Annotated in this window: 10 protein-coding genes; 5 read left to right on the forward strand and 5 right to left on the reverse strand. The window is 59.6% G+C overall.

All coding sequences use genetic code 11. From position 1 onward, the window contains the following. Nucleotides 1–29: 29 nt before the first annotated feature. The 5 genes from MTX78_RS04985 to MTX78_RS05005 form a co-directional block, all read right to left on the reverse strand. The gene (locus MTX78_RS04985; RefSeq protein ID WP_243800457.1) at nt 30–707 is read right to left on the reverse strand and encodes a DUF3826 domain-containing protein; all 678 of its coding nucleotides are present in this window, start codon (nt 705–707) and stop codon (nt 30–32) included. Between the two features lie 286 nt (nt 708–993). After that, the gene (locus MTX78_RS04990; RefSeq protein WP_243800458.1) at nt 994–1,896 is read right to left on the reverse strand and encodes a TIM barrel protein; all 903 of its coding nucleotides are present in this window, start codon (nt 1,894–1,896) and stop codon (nt 994–996) included. Between the two features lie 105 nt (nt 1,897–2,001). Continuing rightward, a complete protein-coding gene (locus MTX78_RS04995) occupies nt 2,002–3,462 on the reverse strand; it encodes a sialate O-acetylesterase (protein ID WP_243800459.1) in 1,461 nt (486 codons plus the stop codon). Nucleotides 3,463–3,464: 2 nt separating this feature from the next. After that, nucleotides 3,465–6,680: a DUF6298 domain-containing protein gene (locus MTX78_RS05000; RefSeq protein WP_243800461.1), complete on the reverse strand. Its 3,216-nt coding sequence runs from the start codon at nt 6,678–6,680 to the stop codon at nt 3,465–3,467. Between the two features lie 84 nt (nt 6,681–6,764). Continuing rightward, a complete protein-coding gene (locus MTX78_RS05005) occupies nt 6,765–8,402 on the reverse strand; it encodes a pectate lyase family protein (protein WP_243800463.1) in 1,638 nt (545 codons plus the stop codon). A 477-nt stretch (nt 8,403–8,879) separates the two neighbouring features. On the opposite strand from MTX78_RS05005, the gene MTX78_RS05010 reads away from it, so the two are divergent. The 5 genes from MTX78_RS05010 to MTX78_RS05030 all read left to right on the forward strand — a co-directional run bounded on the left by MTX78_RS05010 (nt 8,880) and on the right by MTX78_RS05030 (nt 21,559). Next, on the forward strand, nt 8,880–11,648 hold the full coding sequence (locus MTX78_RS05010; protein WP_243800465.1) for an alpha-d-galacturonidase: 2,769 nt from the start codon (nt 8,880–8,882) through the stop codon (nt 11,646–11,648). Between the two features lie 28 nt (nt 11,649–11,676). Continuing rightward, nucleotides 11,677–13,245, forward strand: a complete 1,569-nt coding sequence (locus MTX78_RS05015) for an alpha,alpha-trehalase (protein ID WP_243800466.1) — start codon at nt 11,677–11,679, stop codon at nt 13,243–13,245. Between the two features lie 115 nt (nt 13,246–13,360). Next, nucleotides 13,361–14,926 (forward strand): glycoside hydrolase family 28 protein, encoded by a 1,566-nt coding sequence (locus MTX78_RS05020; protein ID WP_243800468.1) that lies wholly within the window; start codon nt 13,361–13,363, stop codon nt 14,924–14,926. Between the two features lie 117 nt (nt 14,927–15,043). After that, nucleotides 15,044–17,791, forward strand: coding sequence for a glycoside hydrolase family 95 protein (locus tag MTX78_RS05025; RefSeq protein WP_243800469.1), 2,748 nt, complete (start codon nt 15,044–15,046; stop codon nt 17,789–17,791). A 180-nt stretch (nt 17,792–17,971) separates the two neighbouring features. Then, nucleotides 17,972–21,559, forward strand: a complete 3,588-nt coding sequence (locus MTX78_RS05030; protein WP_243800471.1) for a malectin domain-containing carbohydrate-binding protein — start codon at nt 17,972–17,974, stop codon at nt 21,557–21,559. Nucleotides 21,560–21,661 lie beyond the last annotated feature (102 nt).

The raw sequence follows: 21,661 nt of genomic DNA on the forward strand, positions 1-21,661 counted from the left end.
TTTGGGAGGAAACGCATGCTCTAAGTCGATTACTTGCCCGCTTCAGCGGCACGGCGGGCTTGCCAGTCTTTGCCCGCTTGGTTCATATCAATGCCAGCCGCCGAGAGGTAATTGTTAATTTTACCCTTGTATTTGCCGAACCACGCGTGTTTCTTCTCTGATGTGCTGGCATCCATAGCGTGCTCCCGGGCTTCCACCAACCACGCCAGCATCTGGGCTTTTTGGGCCTCAGTTAGGTTAGGCAGCATCTCGTTGTAAGCGCGCATGGTATTGGGGGCCACGCTATACGTCATGCCGTCTTTCACCTTTTCTATTTGGGTGGCGGTCAGGTGGCGGCCCAGCTTTTTCAGGTATTGCGCGTGCAGCTTATCTAGGGCGGCGGTAGTGGCGGCATCTACCTTGGCGGCCTCTGCTTTGGTGGCCTCGTCCTGGGGCTTGCTTTTCAGCGCGCTCAACTCCGTTTTTTGCTTCTCGTGAATGTCGTTGAGCTGCCGGTACTGGTTGGCAATAACGTCCCGCACTTGCACTGAAGTTTTGGCGTCCAGTTCCCCGAGCGTGGCCACAATCTTGGCAGCACGTTCGGTGATGGTGCGAGTGTAGGCCGCTTCTTTGGTTTCGGTTGGCTGGGTGGTTTGAGCGGAAACCAGCGTAAGCGAAGCGGCGGAGAGAAATCCGGCTAAGAACAGACTGCGTAATGGGTGGGTCATACGGAACGAGTTGCTTCAGTGCAGCAGCAAGTTATGTATCCATTAAAGCGAGCCTATACAGCTTTTAACCAACTTGTTGTACGATATTATCATATAAGCTGAAGGGCTGCCTGTCAGCTTGCTAACCCGTAGTAATAGTGCTGTTTTCGAGCTTTGGTAGTAGCCTCGGTAGAGAGTTCTAAGCCCGAGCGTAGGTTCTTTGCAGGTTGCTTTTGCACAAGCAGAAGTGCTTGAAAACGTCTATTCTATCTGTTGATAATCACAAGGCTAGAGTAAGGCGACTAGCTTATCCAGACTGGAAAATAGACTTCAGATAGATAGTATTGGCGCCAAAGTTCTTCTTGACGTTGCGGGCATCGTTGGCGTCGCGTGAGCGTTCAATCACCAGCCAACCGTCCCAGCCTATTTCGGACAAGGTTTGTTTCACGCGCTTCATGTCCAGGCGGGTGTTGTTTTCCAGCCATACCCCGTCTTCGTCGGTAGCGTGCATCTGGCAGATACGCTTGCGGCCCAGAATCTTCAATTCCTGGTGCAGGTCGCGGCCTTCTTTCAACGGGTTCGAGAAATTGAAGTAGATCTGAATGTGTTTGGAGCCGATTTCGCGCAGCAATTCCACTTCGCCTTTGGCATCCAGCGCCGTTTCAATGCCCACTACGACGCCCGCTTTCTGCGCCATGCGGCCCACTACTTTCAGCCGCTCGACAATGGCCGGGCGCAGTTCGGGGTTTTTCACCAAGTCGCCCTGCGTGCCAAGGGGCAGAAACGCCACCTTCACGTTCATGGCCTTCATCGTATCGATGCAGTCTTGCACCATGCGCTGATAAGTGGGGCGGGTGGCGAAGGATTGCGCATAAAAACCCGTCATGGCTAGAGAGCATATTTCCAGGTTCAGCTCTTTGGCTTTGTCAAGAAATTGCTGTCTGATTTCTGGCTTAGCTAACTGGCTGTCAAAGGTTTCGCGTTGGCCTAGGCCGCCCATGTCTATTTCTACACCATCAGCCCCAATGTCTTTGGTCAGCTGTAGGGCGCCCAGCTTCTGCCGCTTCAAGATCATCAAGTCCACCACAGCAATCTTGTAAGTAAGCTTTTTACTACGGGCCGAGTAAGTTGACCCAGGCAAGAGCAAACCAGCCGTAAGCAGAGAGCCAGCTTTTAAAAAGTCCCGACGATTAAGCGGATGCTGATGCATGTCCGATAAGGGTTAGTGAATACTTACTTATACTGTCTTGCCCTGTGCCAGAAGTGGTAAGGCATGAGGTCTGACACTTGGGCTGCCACAGCAAATTCACTCAGACTACTTGCTGACTTCTGTGGTAGCCGTAGTGGGGTTCGTGGCTGCGGCATCGGTGCGAAACGGGCGTACGGGGAGGCCGCTCTTGGAAAATAGGTTTGGCTTGGCTACCTCATCCCAGCCAAAGCGCACTGCCACTGGCTGCGCCACACCAGTGGCTGACACTAGTACCCGCTTGCCTTTGATGCGGGCTTGGCCTGGGTGAAACACGCCGTCGGGCCCCGCTAGTTGGAAATCCGTGAGTGGCTGCTTGTTTTCACTTACAAGGCTGCTGCGGAAGTTCTGAAACGAGAGAATAGCCTCGTTGCCCTTCACCGCCATGCTTTGGTACACGGGGCTAACAGGTACGTTGTGCTTTTTATAGGTGGCGGCCAACGCCAGCCACGCCAGCCGCCGCCCGATTTTCCACTTATAAGGTGGGTGTATATCGTCGAGTTTGGTCACGAGGTCGGTTGTGACAATCACACCGGTATAAGGAATTTGGAGGGCCGCTGTTTGCGCTTCGCGGAATCTGGGCAGCGTTTCGCGGTTGAGGGGCACCTTGGTGTCCTTGGACTCCGAGTACTTGAAGGGCGCCAGCTGCACGTAATAGAAGGGCAGGGCCGAATCTTGCCAGGCCGCACGCCAGCTTTCGATTAGCGTCTTCATTTTGTGGGTGTAGGTGCTAGTTTCGGCCAGAAAGCAGTTGCTTTCGCCCTGGTACCACAAAAAGCCGCGCACCGCAAACGGCACTAAGGGCCGTATCATGGGCTCGTAGAACTTGCCAGGGTCACCGTCCACCTTTTGGGTGGCGTAGTACGAATCCTGCTGGAAGGCCGCTTCCGCAATCCAGGGCTCGATGCGGCTGCCCGGTACGGCCGAGGAAATAACGCCAATTGGCACGTTCAAGCGCTGGTTCAGCTCCTTAGCGAAGAAATAAGCCGGCGCCGAAAACGACCGGAGCGCCGAATCTTGCGCGACACTCCAGCCGCGGTGCAACGAGTCGGGCTTCACTAGCTCCTTGCGGTTCACCAGAAAAATGCGAATCAGGGGGTTGTGAGCGCGCTCCAGCTCCGTCAGCGGACTAGCATCCTCGGTGGCCGGAATCGTCGCCTTGCTGTTCTTGCGCATGGTGTACTCCATGTTAGACTGTCCCGAAGCCAGCCATACCTCGCCCACCAGCACATTGCGCAGCCGAATAGTATTGCGGCCGGTAATTACCAGCTCCGCGGGGGTACTGGAAGTCGCCAGAGGTTGCAACAGCACCTGCCAACGTCCGGCTGCATCGGCCACGGTACTTACCTGTTGGCCGGCAAACTGCACCGCAACAGTTTCGCCGGGCGCGGCCTGGCCCCAAATCGGGAGGGGCTTGTTGCGTTGCAGTACCATATTGTGGGCCAGCACCCGCGGCAAGACCACGTTGGCCTGCGCTGGCGTAACCCAACTAAGCACCAACAGCAACACCCCAAGTACTTGGTTTTTCATAACTATTTCTTCTGGAGCCACACCACTTCGGCGCCGACGGGTTGCTTGGTTAGGGTAATGCGCTGACCGCCTTTCACGGTTTCAGAGGCACTAGAAAGCTTACCCGTTTTTGGGTCGATGTGTCGGACCACGAACGTGCCTTTCAAAGTGGACAAATCGAGCTCGACCGGCGCTGCACTTTCGCGGTACACCAAAAAGCCGGTTTTATTGTCGCTCATCAGCCACTGGCCGGTCGGCTGGCCGCTTAGCTCCACGGGTGCCATGCCGGCTACGGCCGCCGCAAAGCGCGCATTCGAAACTTGCGGCACCGAGGCCAACGACCCGCCCGCAAGCAGCACCGCCCACCCGAATGCATCATAGCTGTCGGCGGAGTAGAGCACGGCTTTGTCGGGGAATTGCTTGCGGTATTCGCGCACGGCCCGGTACACTTGCTCGAACGAGCTGCGCTTGGGCTTAAGCAACCGGGCGTGCTGACGCGGCGCCAAATTCTGCCCGCCTGCTGGCGCGTAAGGGGTGCCGTCGGCCTGGTAGTGCCAGTAGTTGATGTCGATGACGTCTACCACGGCGGCCCGGGCAGGGTCGGCTAGAATGGCGTCTTGCACGTCTTTGGTGGTACTCAGGGCAATAGTGGCCGCTTGGCCGGTTTCCGTTTCCCACTCTTTGATGGTATCCAGCCAGAACTGCACGAACGCCAGCGGCCCCGTAAACTCAGCCCCAATCAAGTGAATCACGCCGGACTTGCCCACGAAGTTGTTGAGGCACTGCCGAATGTAGGCCCGGTGCAAGGGTCGCCGCGTGGCATCCGTCACGTCGTAAAATTGCTCGGCCATGAAGATGCGCTTGTCGCCAGCGTAGGGCGCGGGTTCGGAGAAGCCGGTGTTGTTGATGTTGTTGACGGGCCGCCACGGAAAGTCGGCGTAGTGGGCACCGGCTTCGATGATGTTGTGCTGGAAATAGTGCTGATTGAGCAGTACGAGGCCTTTTTGGTCGGCTAGGTCGGCAAACTCGGCCAGGCGGCTCCAGTACCAGCGGTTGTACTTGGTAAGGTCGTAGCGGCTGAGGCCGTCCCAGGCGGTACCGGTGCCGCTACGGGCGAAAGGCAACTCGTAGAAGGGTGGCCATACCTCGCCGTCCATGCGCTTCACCCGTTCGTGGTCGTCGCGGCGGCGCTCGTACCACAGGCCATAGTTGTGCGCCAAAGCCACCACGTTGGCGGCCCGCATGGAATCCGTCAGTTCGGGTAGGTCGTCGGTGAGGCCGCGGCCCGTCATGCCCGGCACGAAGCGGGTGACGTGCGGTTTGGGGTTGCGCAGCCCGTAGGGCCGGGCGCTGCCGTTCCACCACGGCACTTCCTGCCGCCGACCCGTCAGGAGGGCGTTGCCGCGCACTAGCACCCCGCGCTCCACGTGCAGCGGCGCCGCATACGCAGGCTTGCCTACCGGCTTCACCTTCAGCTTGTCGATGGTAGGAGCCGTGGTTTGAGTGGGGATGGGCTGGCGGCTTGGGGCGGCCTGAATGAAGGCCAGCACGGTAGGGGCAGCCTCCGTCGATAGTTTGGTTAGCTCCTGCGCCACGGCCACGGGTGGGCTGCTGGAGGCTTCGGTGGATATTGGCAGCAGCATAGCACGGCTGGCTACGGTGACCCCGAGGCGGTCTTGCAGCTGCGCGTAGTACAGGCTGCGGGGTTTGATGTGCTCGTTTGATTGCTCCCAATGCCCGTTGCCGGCAAACTGCGCCCAGGTGCCAAAGGCCCAATTTTGCGCCGTGGGCGGCTGGTAGCAATCCACGCGGGCGGCGGTGCACTGCCAAAACACGCTGTTGGCGGCGGCCCAACCCGCTCCCTGTCCGTCTTGCTCCCGGTTGCCGAAGCGCAGCGCCTGGCCGTATTCCTTCACAATATCAAACAGAGTGCCCGCGGCCCAACTGTCGATGCTGCCACTGAAACTGTAGGCATCCTCGGCCTCGCACTGCACAAAGGCATTGGGGCCGGCCGCGCAGTAGCCCACCGCAAAATCGTGGTAGCCAGATTGGGCGTACAGCCGCTGAAACAGCGTTTGCTGGCCCTTGGTCATAAACGTATTGCGCCGCTCGCCCCCAATTTCCGACACGGGTTCGGTGGAAATGCAGTCTTCTACGGTAAGGCGGCGGACGGTTTCGTGGGCTAGCACCGCCGAGCCGGCAAAACGCCGAAATGCTACCTGCCGCACCCACGCATCCTGTACGTTGTCCAGCACCATGGCCATCCAGCGGTGGTCTTCGTCTTTCGGGTTGCTGGCATCCACCGCGGATTCCAAGCGTAAATTTTCGACGCCCACCTGCGTGAGTAGCCCCGGCCAGGTAGCCCGGGCCACCGTGCCACCGCCGTAGGTTTTGTCGAGGGCCGTGGTGATGGGCGCATCCAGCGTGAGGCTGGCGGCCTCAATGGCTACCACCTGCCGGTCCCAGAACAAGTCGCGCTGGCCGGGTTTCCAGCCCAGCGCCGACTCGCCGCCCCCGAAGGATTGGGTGCCGAGCTGCTCGATCCAGGCCGCCGTGGAAGGCCGCTGCACCCGCACCCGGTCGCCCACTTTGAAAGCGCCAGGAGTAACTACCCGCATCGTGCGAGCATTGACGGGCACGTACGCATCGGTAATGGCCTGAGCGGCTTCTAGCTTCCGGTCGTTGCGGCCAGCTATCGTTATCAGGTTGTCGCGCGAGTAGCCGGTGCCGACCACGGTGGTACCTTCTTCGCCTATGCCGCTGCCTCGCAACACCACGCCCGACGCCCGAATCAGCAACCGGCCTGCTACCTCGTGCTTGCCTTTACCCAGCAATACCGCCCCCCGAAAGCCGTCCTTGCCCAGCGGCAGCCCCGATACGTAGTCCAGCGCTGCTTGAATCCGGCCCGTGGCATCTCCCGCTTGCACCGGCACTACCACCCGGATAACCACCATCGGAATGCCTTGCTCGCCGGCTCGGTAACCACAGTAGGAAAAGTCGGGCACTCGGTTGCCCAAGGAGTCCGGCGCGTACGCTAGCTTGCCGTCTTTGTCGGTTGCAATAGGGGGTGGGGGCACCGGCTTTTTAGGCGGTTTGCCGCCTTGCGCCAATGCCGGAGCAGCGCTGGTAGCTAACAGAAAGAGTAGAGCAGAGAGGAAGCGTGGTAGGGGCACAGTGCGCAACGGGGTGGCGTTGGAAGAAATGCAAATGAATGGCAACGCTGAAACCAGAATTGTCAAAAGAAGCTAGAACGCTAGCTCCCTTCTCATCTGAGGGGAGCTGGTTCTTTGGCTTCTAAGCATAAAACTAGCTAATAGGCTGCGCTACGACGGTTTTACTTCTTTCACGGGCACCACGCTGTTCAGGTACACTTCGATGTTGGTGTAGCCGTCTTTGCCGCGCACCTGGCTGGCGTCGTTGGCGTCGTTGGGGTTCAGCTTGTTTTTCTTTTCGTACGCGTCGGGCATACCGTCCTTGTCGGTGTCTTGGTAGGGCTGGCCGGCGTAGGTGGGGTAGCCGCCCACTTGGTTGATGTCGGTGATGATGCCTTGCTTGTAGGAATCGATGGGGAGGCGGCGGTGCTTGAACTGCGTTTCGGGCAGTTGCACGCCTTCCTTGTACTCGATTTTGCCGGTGCGCACCTGTTTCACGATGCGCGTATCCACCGGGTCGCGCTTGGGTAGGGTGGCGCCGGCGTTTTCCAGCACATACTGGTAGGCCTTTTCGGTGGGCATGATGGTGATATCGGGCATGGGCAGGGGCGAGTTCACGCGCATGTCGGCGGTGTACTTGCCCGCGTCGGCCAGTTCCTCCACCTGCACGCCGCCATTCCAGTTGTCTTTGGTTACTTTCTCGTTGCCTTCCATGATGTTGCCGTTCACGTAGGCGCGGCCGTACACCTGGTACTTCAGCTTGCTGCGGCCCGATTCAGGCTTCAAAATCCGGTGGCCGACCGGCGAATCTTTCGGCGTGAGCGGACCGGGCTTGTAGTAGTTGTTGATGATGTTGTACATGGCCCGGTAGTCGCCGCCGTCGGTGGAGCGGTGCACCCAGTTGAACATCACGTTGTTGGCGAAGTTGAAAATGCCGTTCCAGCCAATAGACGGGTTACGGCCGGCGTTGTCGGCCCACAGGTTGCGCATGAACGTGCAGTTCTCGCCCCCGAGCGTGCTGCCAAACGCGTGGTTCCAAGTGTCCAGCGACTCCGAGAAGATAGAGTTCTGAATGGTGATGTTGACCGTGCCGAGCTTCTGCTCCGGGATGCCGGTGCTGTCGTTGTACATGTGCCGGTACATCGACATGTTCTCGTCCAAGCCCCAGCTGGCCGATACGTGGTCTATCATGATGTTGCCCACCGGGTTGCCCCCAATGGCATCGTCGCGGCGGCCCACGTTGGTTTCGCCGCGGCGGAAGCGCATGTACCGGATAATCACGTCGTGGGTGTTCAGCCACACCGATTCGCCGGCCACGCAGATACCGTCGCCGGGCGCAGTCTGGCCCGCAATGGTGATGTAAGGCGCGCGAATGATGAGCGGGCTTTTCAAACGAATAATGCCGGCCACGTTGAACACCACAATGCGCGCGCCGCCTTGCTCACAGGCTTCGCGCAGTGTACCAGGGCCGCTGTCGGCCAGGCTAGTCACCACGTACACCTTGCCGCCGCGCCCCCCGAAGGCGTGCGCCCCACCACCTTCCGCTCCCGGAAACGCCGGCAGCGGCGACTGGGGCAAATCAATTGGGCGGGCGGCCCAGGGAATGTAGGGCTTGCCGTTTTGGGCGTCGCGCTGGATGATGGGGTAGGCCTTGGCCCAGGCAAGGTCCGATTGCCGCTGGGCCTCTTTCATCATGTCGTTGGTAGCTTTCTGCACATCAGCCGGAATCTGCGGATACTGCGCCAGAGCGGCCTGTTGCGTGGCGAGGAAGACTGCCAAACCGAGAAGAGGACGAGCGAATTTTTTCATGAGCTGGGTAGGAGTTAAACCGCAGCTAAGTAACAAGACAAAAAGAGCCGCTACCTATACCATTTTTTCGACCCTGTGTAGGATGTTATCATTCGCTACGGGTGCGCCCGGTTCGAGTGGACTTCCAGCCGAAATACCCTAATTGTGCGCGTTAGTTGCCGCTAGCAAGTGACGCCGCGCGTCGAGCAAGTTCCATAGTTTCAATCCTATAAGCGGCATTAGGCCACGTTTTAGCGCTCGACTACACTCCTTATGTAAGGAGAGCTTTTTGCTAGGGGTTCGGCGCTCAGTTGGTGCAATTGTAGCGGGTGTGCCCATACAAACCAGGCCTGGTGGGGGCGTTGGTGTTGCTGAGGCGCCGTGGCAATATGCTATAAGAGGCGGAGAAGATGGTATAAAGCAAGCGGGGGTAGCCACTATAACTTTGATGAGGTAGAATATTGTCTTCACCCAAAAAAACCGCCGATGCGTTGGAGTTTGTGGAAGTGCCTTGCATCTAGTTGGTTCCTGATTGGCTGCCTGCTGCTTTCCGCCCCCGGCGCGTCGGCCGCCCCCCCGAAGCCCACTGAAACGCGCCTTATCGTGCTGCCCAAAAAAGCCCACCCGCGTCTGCGCTACGGTGCCGAGCGGCTACTAGCAGCCCTGCAAGCGGCCGGCTATAAGGCCAGTATCACCGAGCAAGACAAAGTTAGTGGCAAGAGCAACCAGATTGTAGTAGGCCGCGCCACCGATGCGCTGCTGACGCAGGCCGCTACCACCTACCACGCCACGCCCGGCGCGGCGTCCGGCAGAGAGGGCTTCACCATCACCTCAGCTGATAAAAACACCGTTCTGGTCAGCGGCACCGACAATTCCGGGGTGCTCTACGGCTGCCTGGAACTGGCCGAGCAGGTGAAAGCACAGGGCAAAATAGAAGAGAAGCTCAGCGTGAAAGAGCAACCCGAAATGGTGATGCGCGGCGCCTGCATCGGCATTCAAAAGCCGTATTACTTGCCCGGCCGTACCGTGTACGAGTACCCCTACACGCCCGAAGTGTTTCCGTGGCTCTACGATAAAGCGTTGTGGGTGAAGTACCTCGACATGCTGGCCGACAACCGCATGAACTCGCTCTACCTCTGGAACGGCCACCCGTTTGCCTCCCTGGTGCGCCTCAAAGACTATCCCTACGCGGTGGAAGTGGACGATGCCACCTTCAAGAAGAACGAGGAAATGTACCGTTTCCTGACCGAGGAAGCCGATAAGCGCGGTATTTGGGTGATTCAGATGTTCTACAACATCATTGTGTCCAAGCCCTTTGCCGAGCACCACAACATCAAAACCCAGGACCGCGCCCGGCCCATCGTGCCGCTCATTGCCGACTACACCCGCAAATCCATTGCCGCCTTCGTCGAGAAATACCCCAACGTGGGCCTGATGGTGGCGCTTGGCGAAGCCATGGAAGGCGTCGGGCAGGATGATGTGGACTGGTTCAACAAAACCATCATTCCGGGCGTGCTCGACGGCCTCAAAGCCTCCGGCCAAACCGAACTGCCGCCCATCGTGCTGCGCGCCCACGACACCGACGCGCCCCGCGTGATCAACGCCGCGCTGCCGCTCTACAAGAACCTTTATACCGAAGCGAAATTCAACGGCGAGGCCCTCACCACCTACACCCCCCGCGGCTCCTGGGCCGAGTTGCACCGCACCCTGAGCGGCATGAATTCGGTGCACATCGAGAACGTGCACATCCTGGCCAACCTGGAGCCGTTTCGCTACGGCTCCGCCGATTTCATCCAGAAATCGGTGCAGGCCATGCACAGCATCTACGGTGCCAACGGTTTGCACCTCTACCCGCAGGCTTCGTATTGGGACTGGCCCTATACGGCCGACAAAGCCCCGGAGCGTCTGCTGCAAATCGACCGGGACTGGATGTGGTACAAGGCTTGGTCGCGCTACGCCTGGAAAGCCAACCGCCCCCGGCCGGCCGAGGTGAATTATTGGGGCCAGCAGCTAGGCGAGCAGTTCGGCACCACCGTTGAAGCCGGCAAGCAAGTGCTGGAAGCCTACGAGCAAGCCGGTGAAATCGAGCCGAAACTGCTGCGCCGCTACGGTATCACCGACGGCAACCGCCAGACCCTGACGCTAGGCATGCTCATGGGCCAGCTCATCAACCCCAAGCGCTACGGCCTGTTTACGCTGCTCTACGAGTCGGAAGCGCCGGAGGGCGAGATGATTATCGAGTACGCTGAGAAAGAAGCCAAAGGACAGAAGCACATCGGTGAAACCCCGCCCCAAGTGGCCGACGAAGTGCAGGCGCACGGCAAAGCCGCCGTGGCCGCCATTGAGCGCGCCGCCCCGTCCGTTACCAAAAACCAGGCGGAGTTTGCGCGCATCAAAAACGACATGTACTGCCAGGCCGTACTGGCTGATTTCTACGCCGAAAAAGTGCGCGCCGCCTTGCAAGTGCTGCGCTACAAGTACAGCAAGAATGTAACCGACCTGGAAGCTGCCGTGCCCGCGCTGGAAGGCAGCGTGCAGCACTGGCAGAAAATGGTAGACCTCACCAAGAATACCTACCTCTACGCCAACAGCATGCAAACTGCGCAGCGCAAAATTCCGATGCGCGGCGTGGATGCCACCTACATCACGTGGGCGGAGATGCTGCCCGTGTATCAGCGGGAGCTAACTAACCTGCGCCACAGCATCGACTCGCTGAAAGCCGTGAAGGCGCTGCCCGCCTCGCAGAAGTTGGTGGTGCTGCGCAACGCCCCCGTCACGCTGCTTACCAAAGCCGGTACCTATTCCGTAGCGGCGGGGCAGCCGGTTTTCGCGGACACTACAACTCAGATTACGGCCCTCGCACCGGAGTTAGCCGGCTTAAAAGGCGTGCGCCTGAATGCCGCTCAGCAGCGCAAAAACGGCACGGAACTGCGCTTCACGACCACCAAGCCGGTGCAAGTGCTGGTAGGCTATTTCAATAAGAAAAGTTCGCGCTACCTGCCCGCGCCGCAGCTTGAAATTGACGCCAGCGCCAACGACTACGGCCAAGCCGACGTCAAGATTGCCAACGGGCTGGTAGTAGCGGGTCAGCCGGCCGTGAATGTGCATGCTTATACGTTCAAAGCCGGTACGCACACCCTCAACCTGAGCCGCGGCGCCTGCCTGATTCTCGGCTTTGCGGATGCCAGCCAGCCGCTGCGTACCTACAACGCCGGCCTTGGCGGCGGGGGCGAGCAGGCCAAGGAAATAGACTGGTTATTTGAATAAGAGACGCCGAAAAGCCCTAACTCCCACCATGCGGTTGCAAACGAAAGCACTTCTCTTCTTCCTCGGATTTCTCAACTGGCAAGCTCCCAACGCGGCCGTAGCGCAGCAGCGCCCGCCGTTCGTGCTAACCACCGATAAGCTGCGCTCCAGCGTGGCCTGGTTCAACAGCATGGACCAAGAGACGGTTGTCAACCACGTGCCCAATGCCCAAGCCGCCGATTGGCTGGCCGAGCAAGTGCCGCTGTTCGAGTGCCCCGATTCGTTGTTGCAGCAAACCTACTACTACCGCTGGTGGACTTACCGCAAGCACCTCAAGCAAACGCCCGACGGCTATGTGTTCACGGAGTTTATCACCCCGATGAACCACGCCGGCAAGCACAACACCATTAGCAGCGCCTTGGGGCATCACCTCAACGAAGGCCGTTGGCTGCACGACCCGCAGTACATCGACCAGTACCTGCGGTTCTGGCTGTTCGCCGACCCCAAGCAGCCCAAGCCCAAGCTGCGCGCCTTTAGCAGTTGGTTGCAGGATGCGGTGTACAGCATGTATCTGGTCAACCCCAACAAAGCCCTGGTGCAAGAGCTGCTGCCCGTGCTCAACACCGATTACCGGCAGTGGGAAAAGGAAAAAATGCTGCCCAACGGCATGTTCTGGCAGTTTGATGTGCGCGACGCCATGGAAGAATCCATCAGCGGCAGCCGCAAGGAAAAGAACGTGCGCCCCACCATCAACAGCTACATGTACGGCAACGCCAAGGCCATGAGCGCCATGGCCAAACTAGTAAAAAACGATACGCTGCAAACCAGGTACGCGCAGAAAGCCAAGCAACTCCGCGCCGACGTGCAGCGCACCTTGTGGGACGAGAAAGGCACCTTCTTTAAAGTGCAATACGAAAAAGGGGGCCTCTGCGAAGCCCGCGAGGAACTCGGCTACATTCCGTGGTACTTCTCGTTGCCCGCCGACAAACCCACCTACGCCAAGCAGTGGACCCACCTCACCGACACGGCCGGCTTCCGGGCGCCGTGGGGCATCACCACCGCCGAGCGGCGCGCCCCCGGCTTCCGCACCCACGGCTCGGGCCACGGCTGCGAATGGGACGGCGCGGTGTGGCCTTACGCCACCACCCAAACCCTAAAGGGCCTCGCCAACCTGCTGACCGAGTACAAAAACCAGGACGGCATGAGCGCGCAGGTGTACTTTGATGAGCTGCGCAAATACGCGCAGTCGCACCAGAAAAACGGCGTGCCCTACATCGGCGAGTATCAGGACGAGAAAAATGGCGAGTGGCTAAAGGGCGACAACCCGCGCAGCAGCTACTACAACCACTCCGGTTTCGCCGACCTCATCATCACCGGCCTAGTCGGCCTCAAACCCCGCCCCGACAACGTAGTGGAGCTTTTTCCGCTGGTGCCACAAGGCAAATGGGACTACTTCTGCCTCGACCAAGTACGCTACCACGGCCGCCTGCTCACGGTGCTCTGGGACAAAACCGGCGCCAAATACAACAAAGGCCAGGGCCTGCGCATCTTCGCCGACGGCAAGGAAATTTACCACGGCAAGGAGCTGAAAAAAGTTACCGCCAAGCTTCCAAGCTGATAGTTGAGTTCTCACACGTGCCCAAGCTGCAACGCCAAAGGCCACAAGTTAAGCGAGATGCTTCGGCAAGTTAGCCCAACCGTTCAGGACTTCTGCCCCCTAGTAAAGATTCGATATGCAATACAACTTCCTTCGTCTCAGTGGTTTTTGCTTGCTGCTTTTGCTTTGCGCTACGGCCGCACAGGCGCAACAGTACTACAATGTGCTGAAATACGGCGCCCGCAACGACAGCACCAAGCTGGCCACGGCGGCCATCAAGAAAGCCATTGAGGCGGCCGCCAAAGCGGGCGGCGGCACGGTGTACTTCCCGGCGGGCAAGTACCGAACCGGCCCGATTCATCTTAAAAGCAACATCACCATTGACATAGGAGCCGGCGCCGTGCTTTACTTCAGCGACAATTTCGACGACTACCTGCCCATGGTAGAGTCGCGCTACGAGGGCATTGATGTGAAGACGTTTTCGCCGTTTTTCTATGCCTACAAGGCCGAGAATATCACCATCAAAGGACGCGGCACCATTGATGGGCAAGGCAAAAAGTGGTGGGATTTTGCGGAGGGTGCCTCGCGCAAAAGTCAGGATTCGAAATGGCAGCAGGAATTCTTCCGCCTCAACGCCAACATCCTGAAGCCCGACCTGCCCGGCGTAATCGAGCGCGGCTTTATCCGGCCGCCGTTCATCCAGCCGATGTACTGCAAAAACGTGCAGATCGAAGGCATCACCATCCGCAACTCGCCGTTCTGGACCGTAAACCCCGAGTTCTGCGAAAACGTGACCATCACCGGCGTCACCATCAACAACCCGCCTTCGCCCAACACCGACGGCATCAACCCCGAGTCGTGCCGCAACGTGCACATCGCCAACTGCCACATCAGCGTCGGCGACGACTGCATCACCATCAAGTCGGGCAAGGACCGGGCGGGGCGCAAGATGAACGTGCCGGCCGAGAACTACACCATCACCAACTGCACCATGCTCTCGGGACACGGCGGCGTAGTGATTGGCAGCGAGATGTCGGGGGGCGTAAAGAAAATCACTATTTCCAACTGCATCTTCGACGGTACCGATCGGGGCATCCGCATCAAAACCGCCCGCGGTAGGGGTGGGGTAGTCGAGGACATTCGGGTGGATAACGTGGTGATGAAGAACATCCGCGAGCAAATCATCGTGCTGGACATGCAGTACGCCAACTCCCCGGCCGAGCCCGTCACGGAGCGTACGCCGCGGTTTCGTAACATTCATTTCAGCAACATCACCGCCGAGGGCAACCAAGCGGGCCTACTCAACGGCCTAACCGAAATGCCCATCGAAAACGTCACGTTCAGCAACATGAACATCGACGCCAAGCAGGGCTTCACGGTGAAGGAGGCGCGCAACATCGCCTTCCACAACGTGCAAGTAAACCCCGCCGCCGGCCCCGCCGTGCGCGCTGAAAACGTGCAGCAACTCTGGCTCGACGGCATCCGCAGCGCCATGCCCTCCGTCGCCACCCCGCTTCTCGAGCTAACCAACACCGAAGACGCCTTCGTCTACAACGCCTTCCCGGCCGCCGGCACCGAAACCTTCCTGAAGCTGAAAGGCGCCAAAACCCGCAACATCGTGCTGCAAAACAACAACTTCAAGTACGTGAAAGCCCCGGTAAGCCAAGACGAATCGGTGAAGGAAAAAGTAGCGGTGAACTAGGTATCTAGTTTCCAGAGCACAATTGAATTGAAGCCACCCATGCCCCACCCACGCCTTACTGTTCTTCTTGCATTCTTGTGCTGGCTAACGGCTAACATCTGTGCGGGGCAGCAACCGTTGAGGCTCTGGTACGCGCAGCCGGCCGCAAAATGGACCGATGCCCTGCCGATTGGCAATGGCAGGCTAGGCGGGATGGTGTTCGGCGGAGTAGAGCAGGAGCGGATTCAGTTCAACGAAACCACGCTCTGGACCGGGCGGCCGCGCAACTACAATCGCCCCGGTGCGGCGCAGTACTTGCAGCCTATCCGGCAGTTGCTGGCCGAGGGCAAGCAGGCCGAGGCAGAAGCCTTGGCCGCCGAGCATTTTATGGGCGTGCGGGACCATGAAAAAGAATACGACGCTCAAAAAACCGCGTGGCTCAAGCAGGTGCAAGCCACCACCGTAGCGGAAGCCGCGGCGTCCACTCACCCGTGGAAACCGTTGAAGCTGCCCACGCCCAACGGGTGGGAAAGTGCCGGCCTTGAAGGATTAGACGGGGCCGTGTGGTTTAAAACCACCTTCGAACTGCCCGCAGCGTGGGCAGGCAAAAACCTCACGCTCAGCCTAGGCCGCATCCGCGACGTGGACATAACCTACGTGAACGGCACGCAAGTTGGCACCGACGAGGGTATCAGCAAGAAGCGGCGCTACCAAGTGCCCGCCGCCGTGTTGCGCCCCGGCGTGAATCAGTTGCTGGTGCAGGTGCTCAACTTCTATGACAAGGGCGGCCTGATTGGCGTGAAGGAGCAGCAACCGGTACTGGTGGTGTACCCCGAGGGCGCCGACCCGGCCACCGGCGTGCCCTTGAATCCGGCCTGGCAGTACTGGATCCAAGACGACAAGCCCCCGTTGTTTCCGAGCTACCAAGCCTCGTATCAGCCCTTCGGCGACGTGCTGCTGGATTTCACGCAGAAGGGTGCCGCCACGGAGTACTACCGGGAGTTAGACATCAGCCAAGCCGTGGCCCGGACGCACTACAAGCAGGCCGGAGTGACGTTCACCCGGGAGTACTTCGCTAGTGCCACACGCAACGCCCTGGTTTGCCGGTTGACGGCCGACCAAAAAGGCCGCATCAGCCTGAGCGCTCAACTGCAAAGCCCGCACAAAAACCAAAAGGTGTACCGCATTGACGACCACACGCTGGCCTTGGCCGTGCAAGTGCGCGACGGCGTGCTGCGCGGCGTGAGCTATTTGCGCGTAGATGCCAAGCGCGGCAAGGTGACAGTAACTGACAACCAGATCAAACTAGAAAACGCCGACGAAGCTACTCTCACCCTGACGGCCGCCACCAACTTCGAGAACTATCAGCAAGCCAATGCCCAGCCCGAGAAACGGGTCGAGCAGACGCTACGCAACGTCAGTGGCAAATCCTTCGCCGACCTCAAAACCGAACACATCCGCGACTATCAAGAGCTGTTCAATGGCTTTTCCGTGGACTTGGGGCACAGCCAAAACGAAAAGCTCCCCACCGATGCTCGGATCAAGCAGTTCAGCCCTGCCGCTGACCAGGCGCTGCTGGCGCTGTATATGCAGTACGGGCGCTACTTGCTGATTTCATCGTCGCGGGCGGGGGGGCAGGCTGCTAATTTGCAGGGCATTTGGAACGAGTCGTTGACGCCTTCATGGGGCAGCAAGTACACCACCAACATCAACCTGCAAATGAATTACTGGCCGGCCGAGGTTCTTGGGTTGTCGGCTTGCATGGCGCCGCTGATGCAGCTGATCGGCGAAACGGCGGCGGCCGGTAAAGTCACGGCCAAAGAACACTACAACGCCCGCGGGTGGGTGCTGCACCACAACACCGATTTGTGGCGCGGCACGTCGCCCATCAACGCCTCCAACCACGGAATTTGGGTGACAGGAGCGGCTTGGCTAAGCCAGCACCTTTGGGAGCATTACCAGTTCACGCACGACAAGGAATTTCTGCGTCAGCACTACCCTGTCATGAAAGAGGCGGCCACGTTCTTCCTGGATTTCTTGGTACCCGACCCGCGTACCGGCTGGTTGATCAGCACGCCGTCCAACTCGCCCGAGCACGGCGGCCTAGTGGCCGGCCCCACCATGGACCACCAGCTGATTCGGGAGTTGTTCAAGAACTGCAGCGCCGCCGCGCAGGTTCTCGACACCGATGCCGCTTTCCGGCAAACCTTCACTGAAAAAGCCAGCCAGATAGCCCCCAACCAAATCGGCAAGCACGGGCAACTACAAGAGTGGCTGGAAGACAAAGACGACCCCACTGATACGCACCGCCACGTTTCGCACGTGTGGGGCGTGTTTCCCGGCACCGATATCACTTGGGACACCAACCCCAAGCTGATGCAAGCGGCGCAAACCTCCCTGACGCAACGCGGCGACGAAGGCACCGGCTGGAGCTTGGCTTGGAAAGTCAACTTGTGGGCGCGCTTCAAAGATGGCAACCACGCCCTGCGGATACTGGAAAAGCTGCTCTCCCCGGCCGAAAACGCCACGGGCAGCGAACAGGGCGGCGTGTACAAAAACCTGTTCGATGCCCACCCGCCCTTCCAAATTGACGGCAACTTCGGTGGCGCGACTGGCATGGCCGAGATGCTACTGCAAAGCCACGCCGGCTACCTCGACCTGCTGCCCGCCCTCCCTACCGCCTGGCCCGACGGCACCATCCGCGGCCTGCACGCCCGTGGGGGCTTCGTGGTGGATATGCAGTGGCAGAAAGGCGCGTTGCAACAGCTGGAAATCAAATCAGAAGCGGGCCAAGAATGCGTGCTGCACTACGGCTTTAAGCAAGCGCGCTTCCCAACTAAAGCCGGCAAGACATACAAGTTGACTGCCGATTTGAAGTTGAAATAAAATGCTAGTAGCTAGTTCCTCAGCTGAATTTCGCGCATCAAGCGGCGTGCGTTAAGGGTGATTGTCCCATGCTACAACGATGACTAGTACTAGCTTCTAATTCTAGTTAACCACCCCGGCCTCCGGCCACCCCTGCTTGAAAAAGGAGGGGTGCTAAAACCTAGCTCTAACACATCTGCCATGCCCCGCCTTGCTCTGCCTTCCGTTCTGCTGTTGCTTTCCTGGCTGCTAACTGCCAATGCAGTAGTGGGGCAGTCGGGTCTGCGGGTGGCGGTGCCGCTGCTAGACAATTGGCGCACGGTAGCCGACGACAAAAACCAGCAGGCCTTCAACGGCTTCGAGAAGCCTAATTTCAACGACCAAAGCTGGCAAACCGTGGCGGTGCCCCACAATTGGGACGCCTACGAAGGCTACCGGCGGCTGCGCCACGGCAACCGCCACGGCTACGCCTGGTACCGCAAAACCTTCCCCGTGAAGGCCGCCCAACAGGACGCCCGGTATTTCCTGTTTTTCGAAGGCGTGGGCTCCTACGCGACGGTGTGGCTGAACGGCCGGCCGGTGGGCACGCACGCCGGTGGCCGCACCACCTTCACCCTGGACATAACCGAAGCCGTGCTGCTCGATGGCCGCCCCAACGTGCTGGCCGTCCGCGCCGACCATCCGGCTGGCATCCAGGATTTGCCGTGGGTGTGCGGCGGCTGCTCAGAGGAAAGGGGGTTTTCAGAAGGCTCGCAGCCGATGGGCATCTTCCGGCCGGTACAGTTAATCGTTACCAATCCGGTGCGGATCGAGCCGTTTGGCGTGCACATCTGGGCCGATTCCACCGTGTCGGCGCAGGCGGCGCAATTGCACGTGGATTCGGAAGTGCGCAACTACCATGGCAAGCCGCAGACCGTAACCGTGGTTAATCAACTGTTTGATCGGCAGGGCAAGAAAGTGGCCGAAATTAAATCCAAGCAGAAGCTGGCAGCCGGTAAAACAGTGCAGGTTCAACAGTTGCTGCCGACGCTCACGCAGCCGCATTTGTGGTCATTGGACGACCCCTATCTGTATCGGCTGGTGACGCAAGTGAGTGCGAAAGGAAAAGTGCTCGACGAGCTGGAAACGCCCTATGGAATTCGTTGGATTAGCTGGCCGATTGGCCCGGCTGCCGCCAAGCACAAGCAGTTTCTGTTGAATGGCAAGCCCGTTTTCATCAACGGCATTGCCGAATACGAACACTTGCTCGGCCAAAGCCACGCCTTCGGGGCCGAGCAGATCCGGACGCGGGTAGAGCAAATGAAAGCGGCCGGTTTCAACGCCTTCCGCGACGCGCACCAGCCCCACAACCTGCGCTACCAAGCCAATTGGGATTCGTTGGGCTTGCTATGGTGGCCGCAGTTGGCCGCCCACGTGTGGTATGATAACCCGGCGTTTCGCCAGAACTTCAAAACCCTGCTCGTTGATTGGGTGAAGGAGCGGCGCAACAGCCCATCCATCGTGCTGTGGGGGCTGGAAAACGAAAGCACGTTGCCCGAAGACTTCGCCCGCGAATGCACTGCCCTCATCCGCCAACTCGACCCCACGGCCTCGGCGCAGCGCAAAGTCACGACTTGCAACGGGGGCAAGGGCACCGATTGGGACGTGCCCCAAAACTGGACCGGCACTTACGGCGGCGACCCCAATACCTACGGCGCCGACGTGGAGCGGCAGGTGCTTATTGGCGAGTATGGCGCCTGGCGCACCCTCGATCTGCACTCCGAAGGCCCGCCCGTTTTCAACAGTGGCCCGTTCAGCGAAGACCGGTTCACGCAGCTTATGGAGCTGAAAGTACGCCTCGCGGAAGCGGCCAAAGACAAAACCGCCGGTCATTTCTTCTGGCTGTTCACTTCCCACGACAACCCCGGCCGGGTGCAAGGCGGGGAGGGGCAGCGCGAACTAGACCGCATCGGCCCGGTAAATTATAAGGGCTTGCTGACGCCCTGGGAAGAGCCAACGGACGCGTTCTACATGTTCCGCGCCAACTACGCTCCCAAGGACAAAGAGCCGATGGTCTACATTGCCTCGCACACCTGGCCCGACCGGTGGCTGAAACCGGGGCGCAAAGACAGCCTTGCCGTGTACTCGAACTGCGACGAAGTGGAGCTGTTCAACGACGTGAATGCCACCTCGCTCGGCCGCAAAACCCGCGCTGGCATCGGCACCCATTTCCAGTGGGATGGGGTGGACGTACGCTACAACGTGCTCTACGCCGTGGGCTACGTGGCTGGCAAGGCCGTGGCCCGCGACTACATCGTGCTCAACCACTTGCCTGAAGCGCCCGGCTTCAAGGCGTTTCTAGCCGAGGCGCAACCCATAACGGCGCCGCAGCCGGGCCACAACTACCTGTACCGCGTGAACTGCGGCGGGCCGGCGTACGTGGACCGTCACGGCAGCACCTGGCAGGCCGATCAGCCCCGCACCAACTCCCAAACGTGGGGTTCTGAATCGTGGACGCGGGACTTTCCCGGCTTGTCGCCGTTTTTCGCCAGCCAGCGCCGCACCCACGACCCCATCCGAGGCACCACCGACTGGCCGCTGTTTCAGAGCTTCCGCTACGGCCGCGAAAAACTGCGCTACGCCTTCCCGGTGCCCAACGGCGAATACGTGGTGGAACTGTACTTCGTGGAGCCCTGGCTCGGCACCGGCGGCGGGCTCGACTGCACCGGCTGGCGCTTGTTCGACGTGGCCGTTAACAACCAGACAGTACTTAAGGACCTGGACATCTGGAAGGAAGCGGGCCACGACCAAGCCCTGAAAAAGACGGTGAAAGTGCGCGTGACGGATGGGCAGCTCGTCGTGTCGTTTCCGCACGTAGCATCCGGGCAGGCCCTAATTGCCGGCATTGCCATTGCCAGCCCCGACGCCACTGCGAAGCCCGCGCCCGCCCCGCAGCCCGTTATCAGTGCCCTAACCATTGCCGACCAAGGCTCGGCGGCGCAATGGACAACCCAAACCTGGCTGGATACCGGCAATTTCCCCTATACCAACGACCAAGCCACCTTCAGCAGCTTGCCTTCCGCCTTGTACGGCGCCGAGTGGCTGCAGGCGCCGCTAAACCTAGCTTCCGCGAACAAACCCCGCGCTACCTTCCAAGTAACCACCGCGGCCGACGTGTACATCGGTCTGGATGCCAAGCAAAGCACCGCGCCCGCTTGGCTGCGCGAATACGAGAACACCAAAACCACGCTGGAAATCGACTACGCCGGTGGCCGCACGTTCCGCGTGTACCGCAAGCGGTTTCCGGCCGGCGCTACCGTCGCGCTCGGCCCCGATAGCCGCGCCGCTGCCCCGGACGCCTTGCCTTACCTGGTGGCCGTCAACCGCGCCTCCACCATCGAGCCGGCTTACGACCTGAAGCCCGTGACTGGCTACAAGCCGGCCACGGCTCGCCTCTCGGGCGCCGGCGTGGTGAAAGACGTGGTGCACGAAAAGGAAAGTATTACCTTCAAAGAGGCTGCTGGTGGGGCCGTGGAGTGGACCATCAGCGTAGGCGTTGCCGATACGTATTCTCTGACGTTGCGCTACGCCAACCAGCTAGCTAAGCCACTGAAAGGCAAGCTTTCCGTGGCCCTGGCCGATGGCACGGTGCTCAAGGAAGAAGAGGTGGAACTGGTGCCTTCCAAACCCGGCAAGTGGAACTACCTGGCTAGCTCCACCGGCTCGATGATCAACGCGGGCAGCTACAAGATCAAATTCAGCGGTACTGATGCCGCCGGGCTCAGCGTATCGGGGTTGGAAGTGCAATAAAACCCGGAAAAATCTAGGGAGGCGAAGATGCTACAATAGGAAGGGAAAATCATACACCAACCCTGTAGCAGGGGCAGGTAAATTTGCTATTGATACTGCTAC

This window comes from Hymenobacter tibetensis (assembly GCF_022827545.1).
Taxonomy (GTDB): domain Bacteria; phylum Bacteroidota; class Bacteroidia; order Cytophagales; family Hymenobacteraceae; genus Hymenobacter; species Hymenobacter tibetensis.

Coding starts and splice junctions, on each gene's coding strand:
- MTX78_RS04985 (WP_243800457.1), bottom strand. CDS start 707: ATGACCCACCCATTACGCAGTCTGTTCTTAGCCGGATTTCTCTCCGCC.
- MTX78_RS04990 (WP_243800458.1), bottom strand. CDS start 1,896: ATGCATCAGCATCCGCTTAATCGTCGGGACTTTTTAAAAGCTGGCTCT.
- MTX78_RS04995 (WP_243800459.1), bottom strand. CDS start 3,462: ATGAAAAACCAAGTACTTGGGGTGTTGCTGTTGGTGCTTAGTTGGGTT.
- MTX78_RS05005 (WP_243800463.1), bottom strand. CDS start 8,402: ATGAAAAAATTCGCTCGTCCTCTTCTCGGTTTGGCAGTCTTCCTCGCC.
- MTX78_RS05015 (WP_243800466.1), top strand. CDS start 11,677: ATGCGGTTGCAAACGAAAGCACTTCTCTTCTTCCTCGGATTTCTCAAC.
- MTX78_RS05020 (WP_243800468.1), top strand. CDS start 13,361: ATGCAATACAACTTCCTTCGTCTCAGTGGTTTTTGCTTGCTGCTTTTG.
- MTX78_RS05030 (WP_243800471.1), top strand. CDS start 17,972: ATGCCCCGCCTTGCTCTGCCTTCCGTTCTGCTGTTGCTTTCCTGGCTG.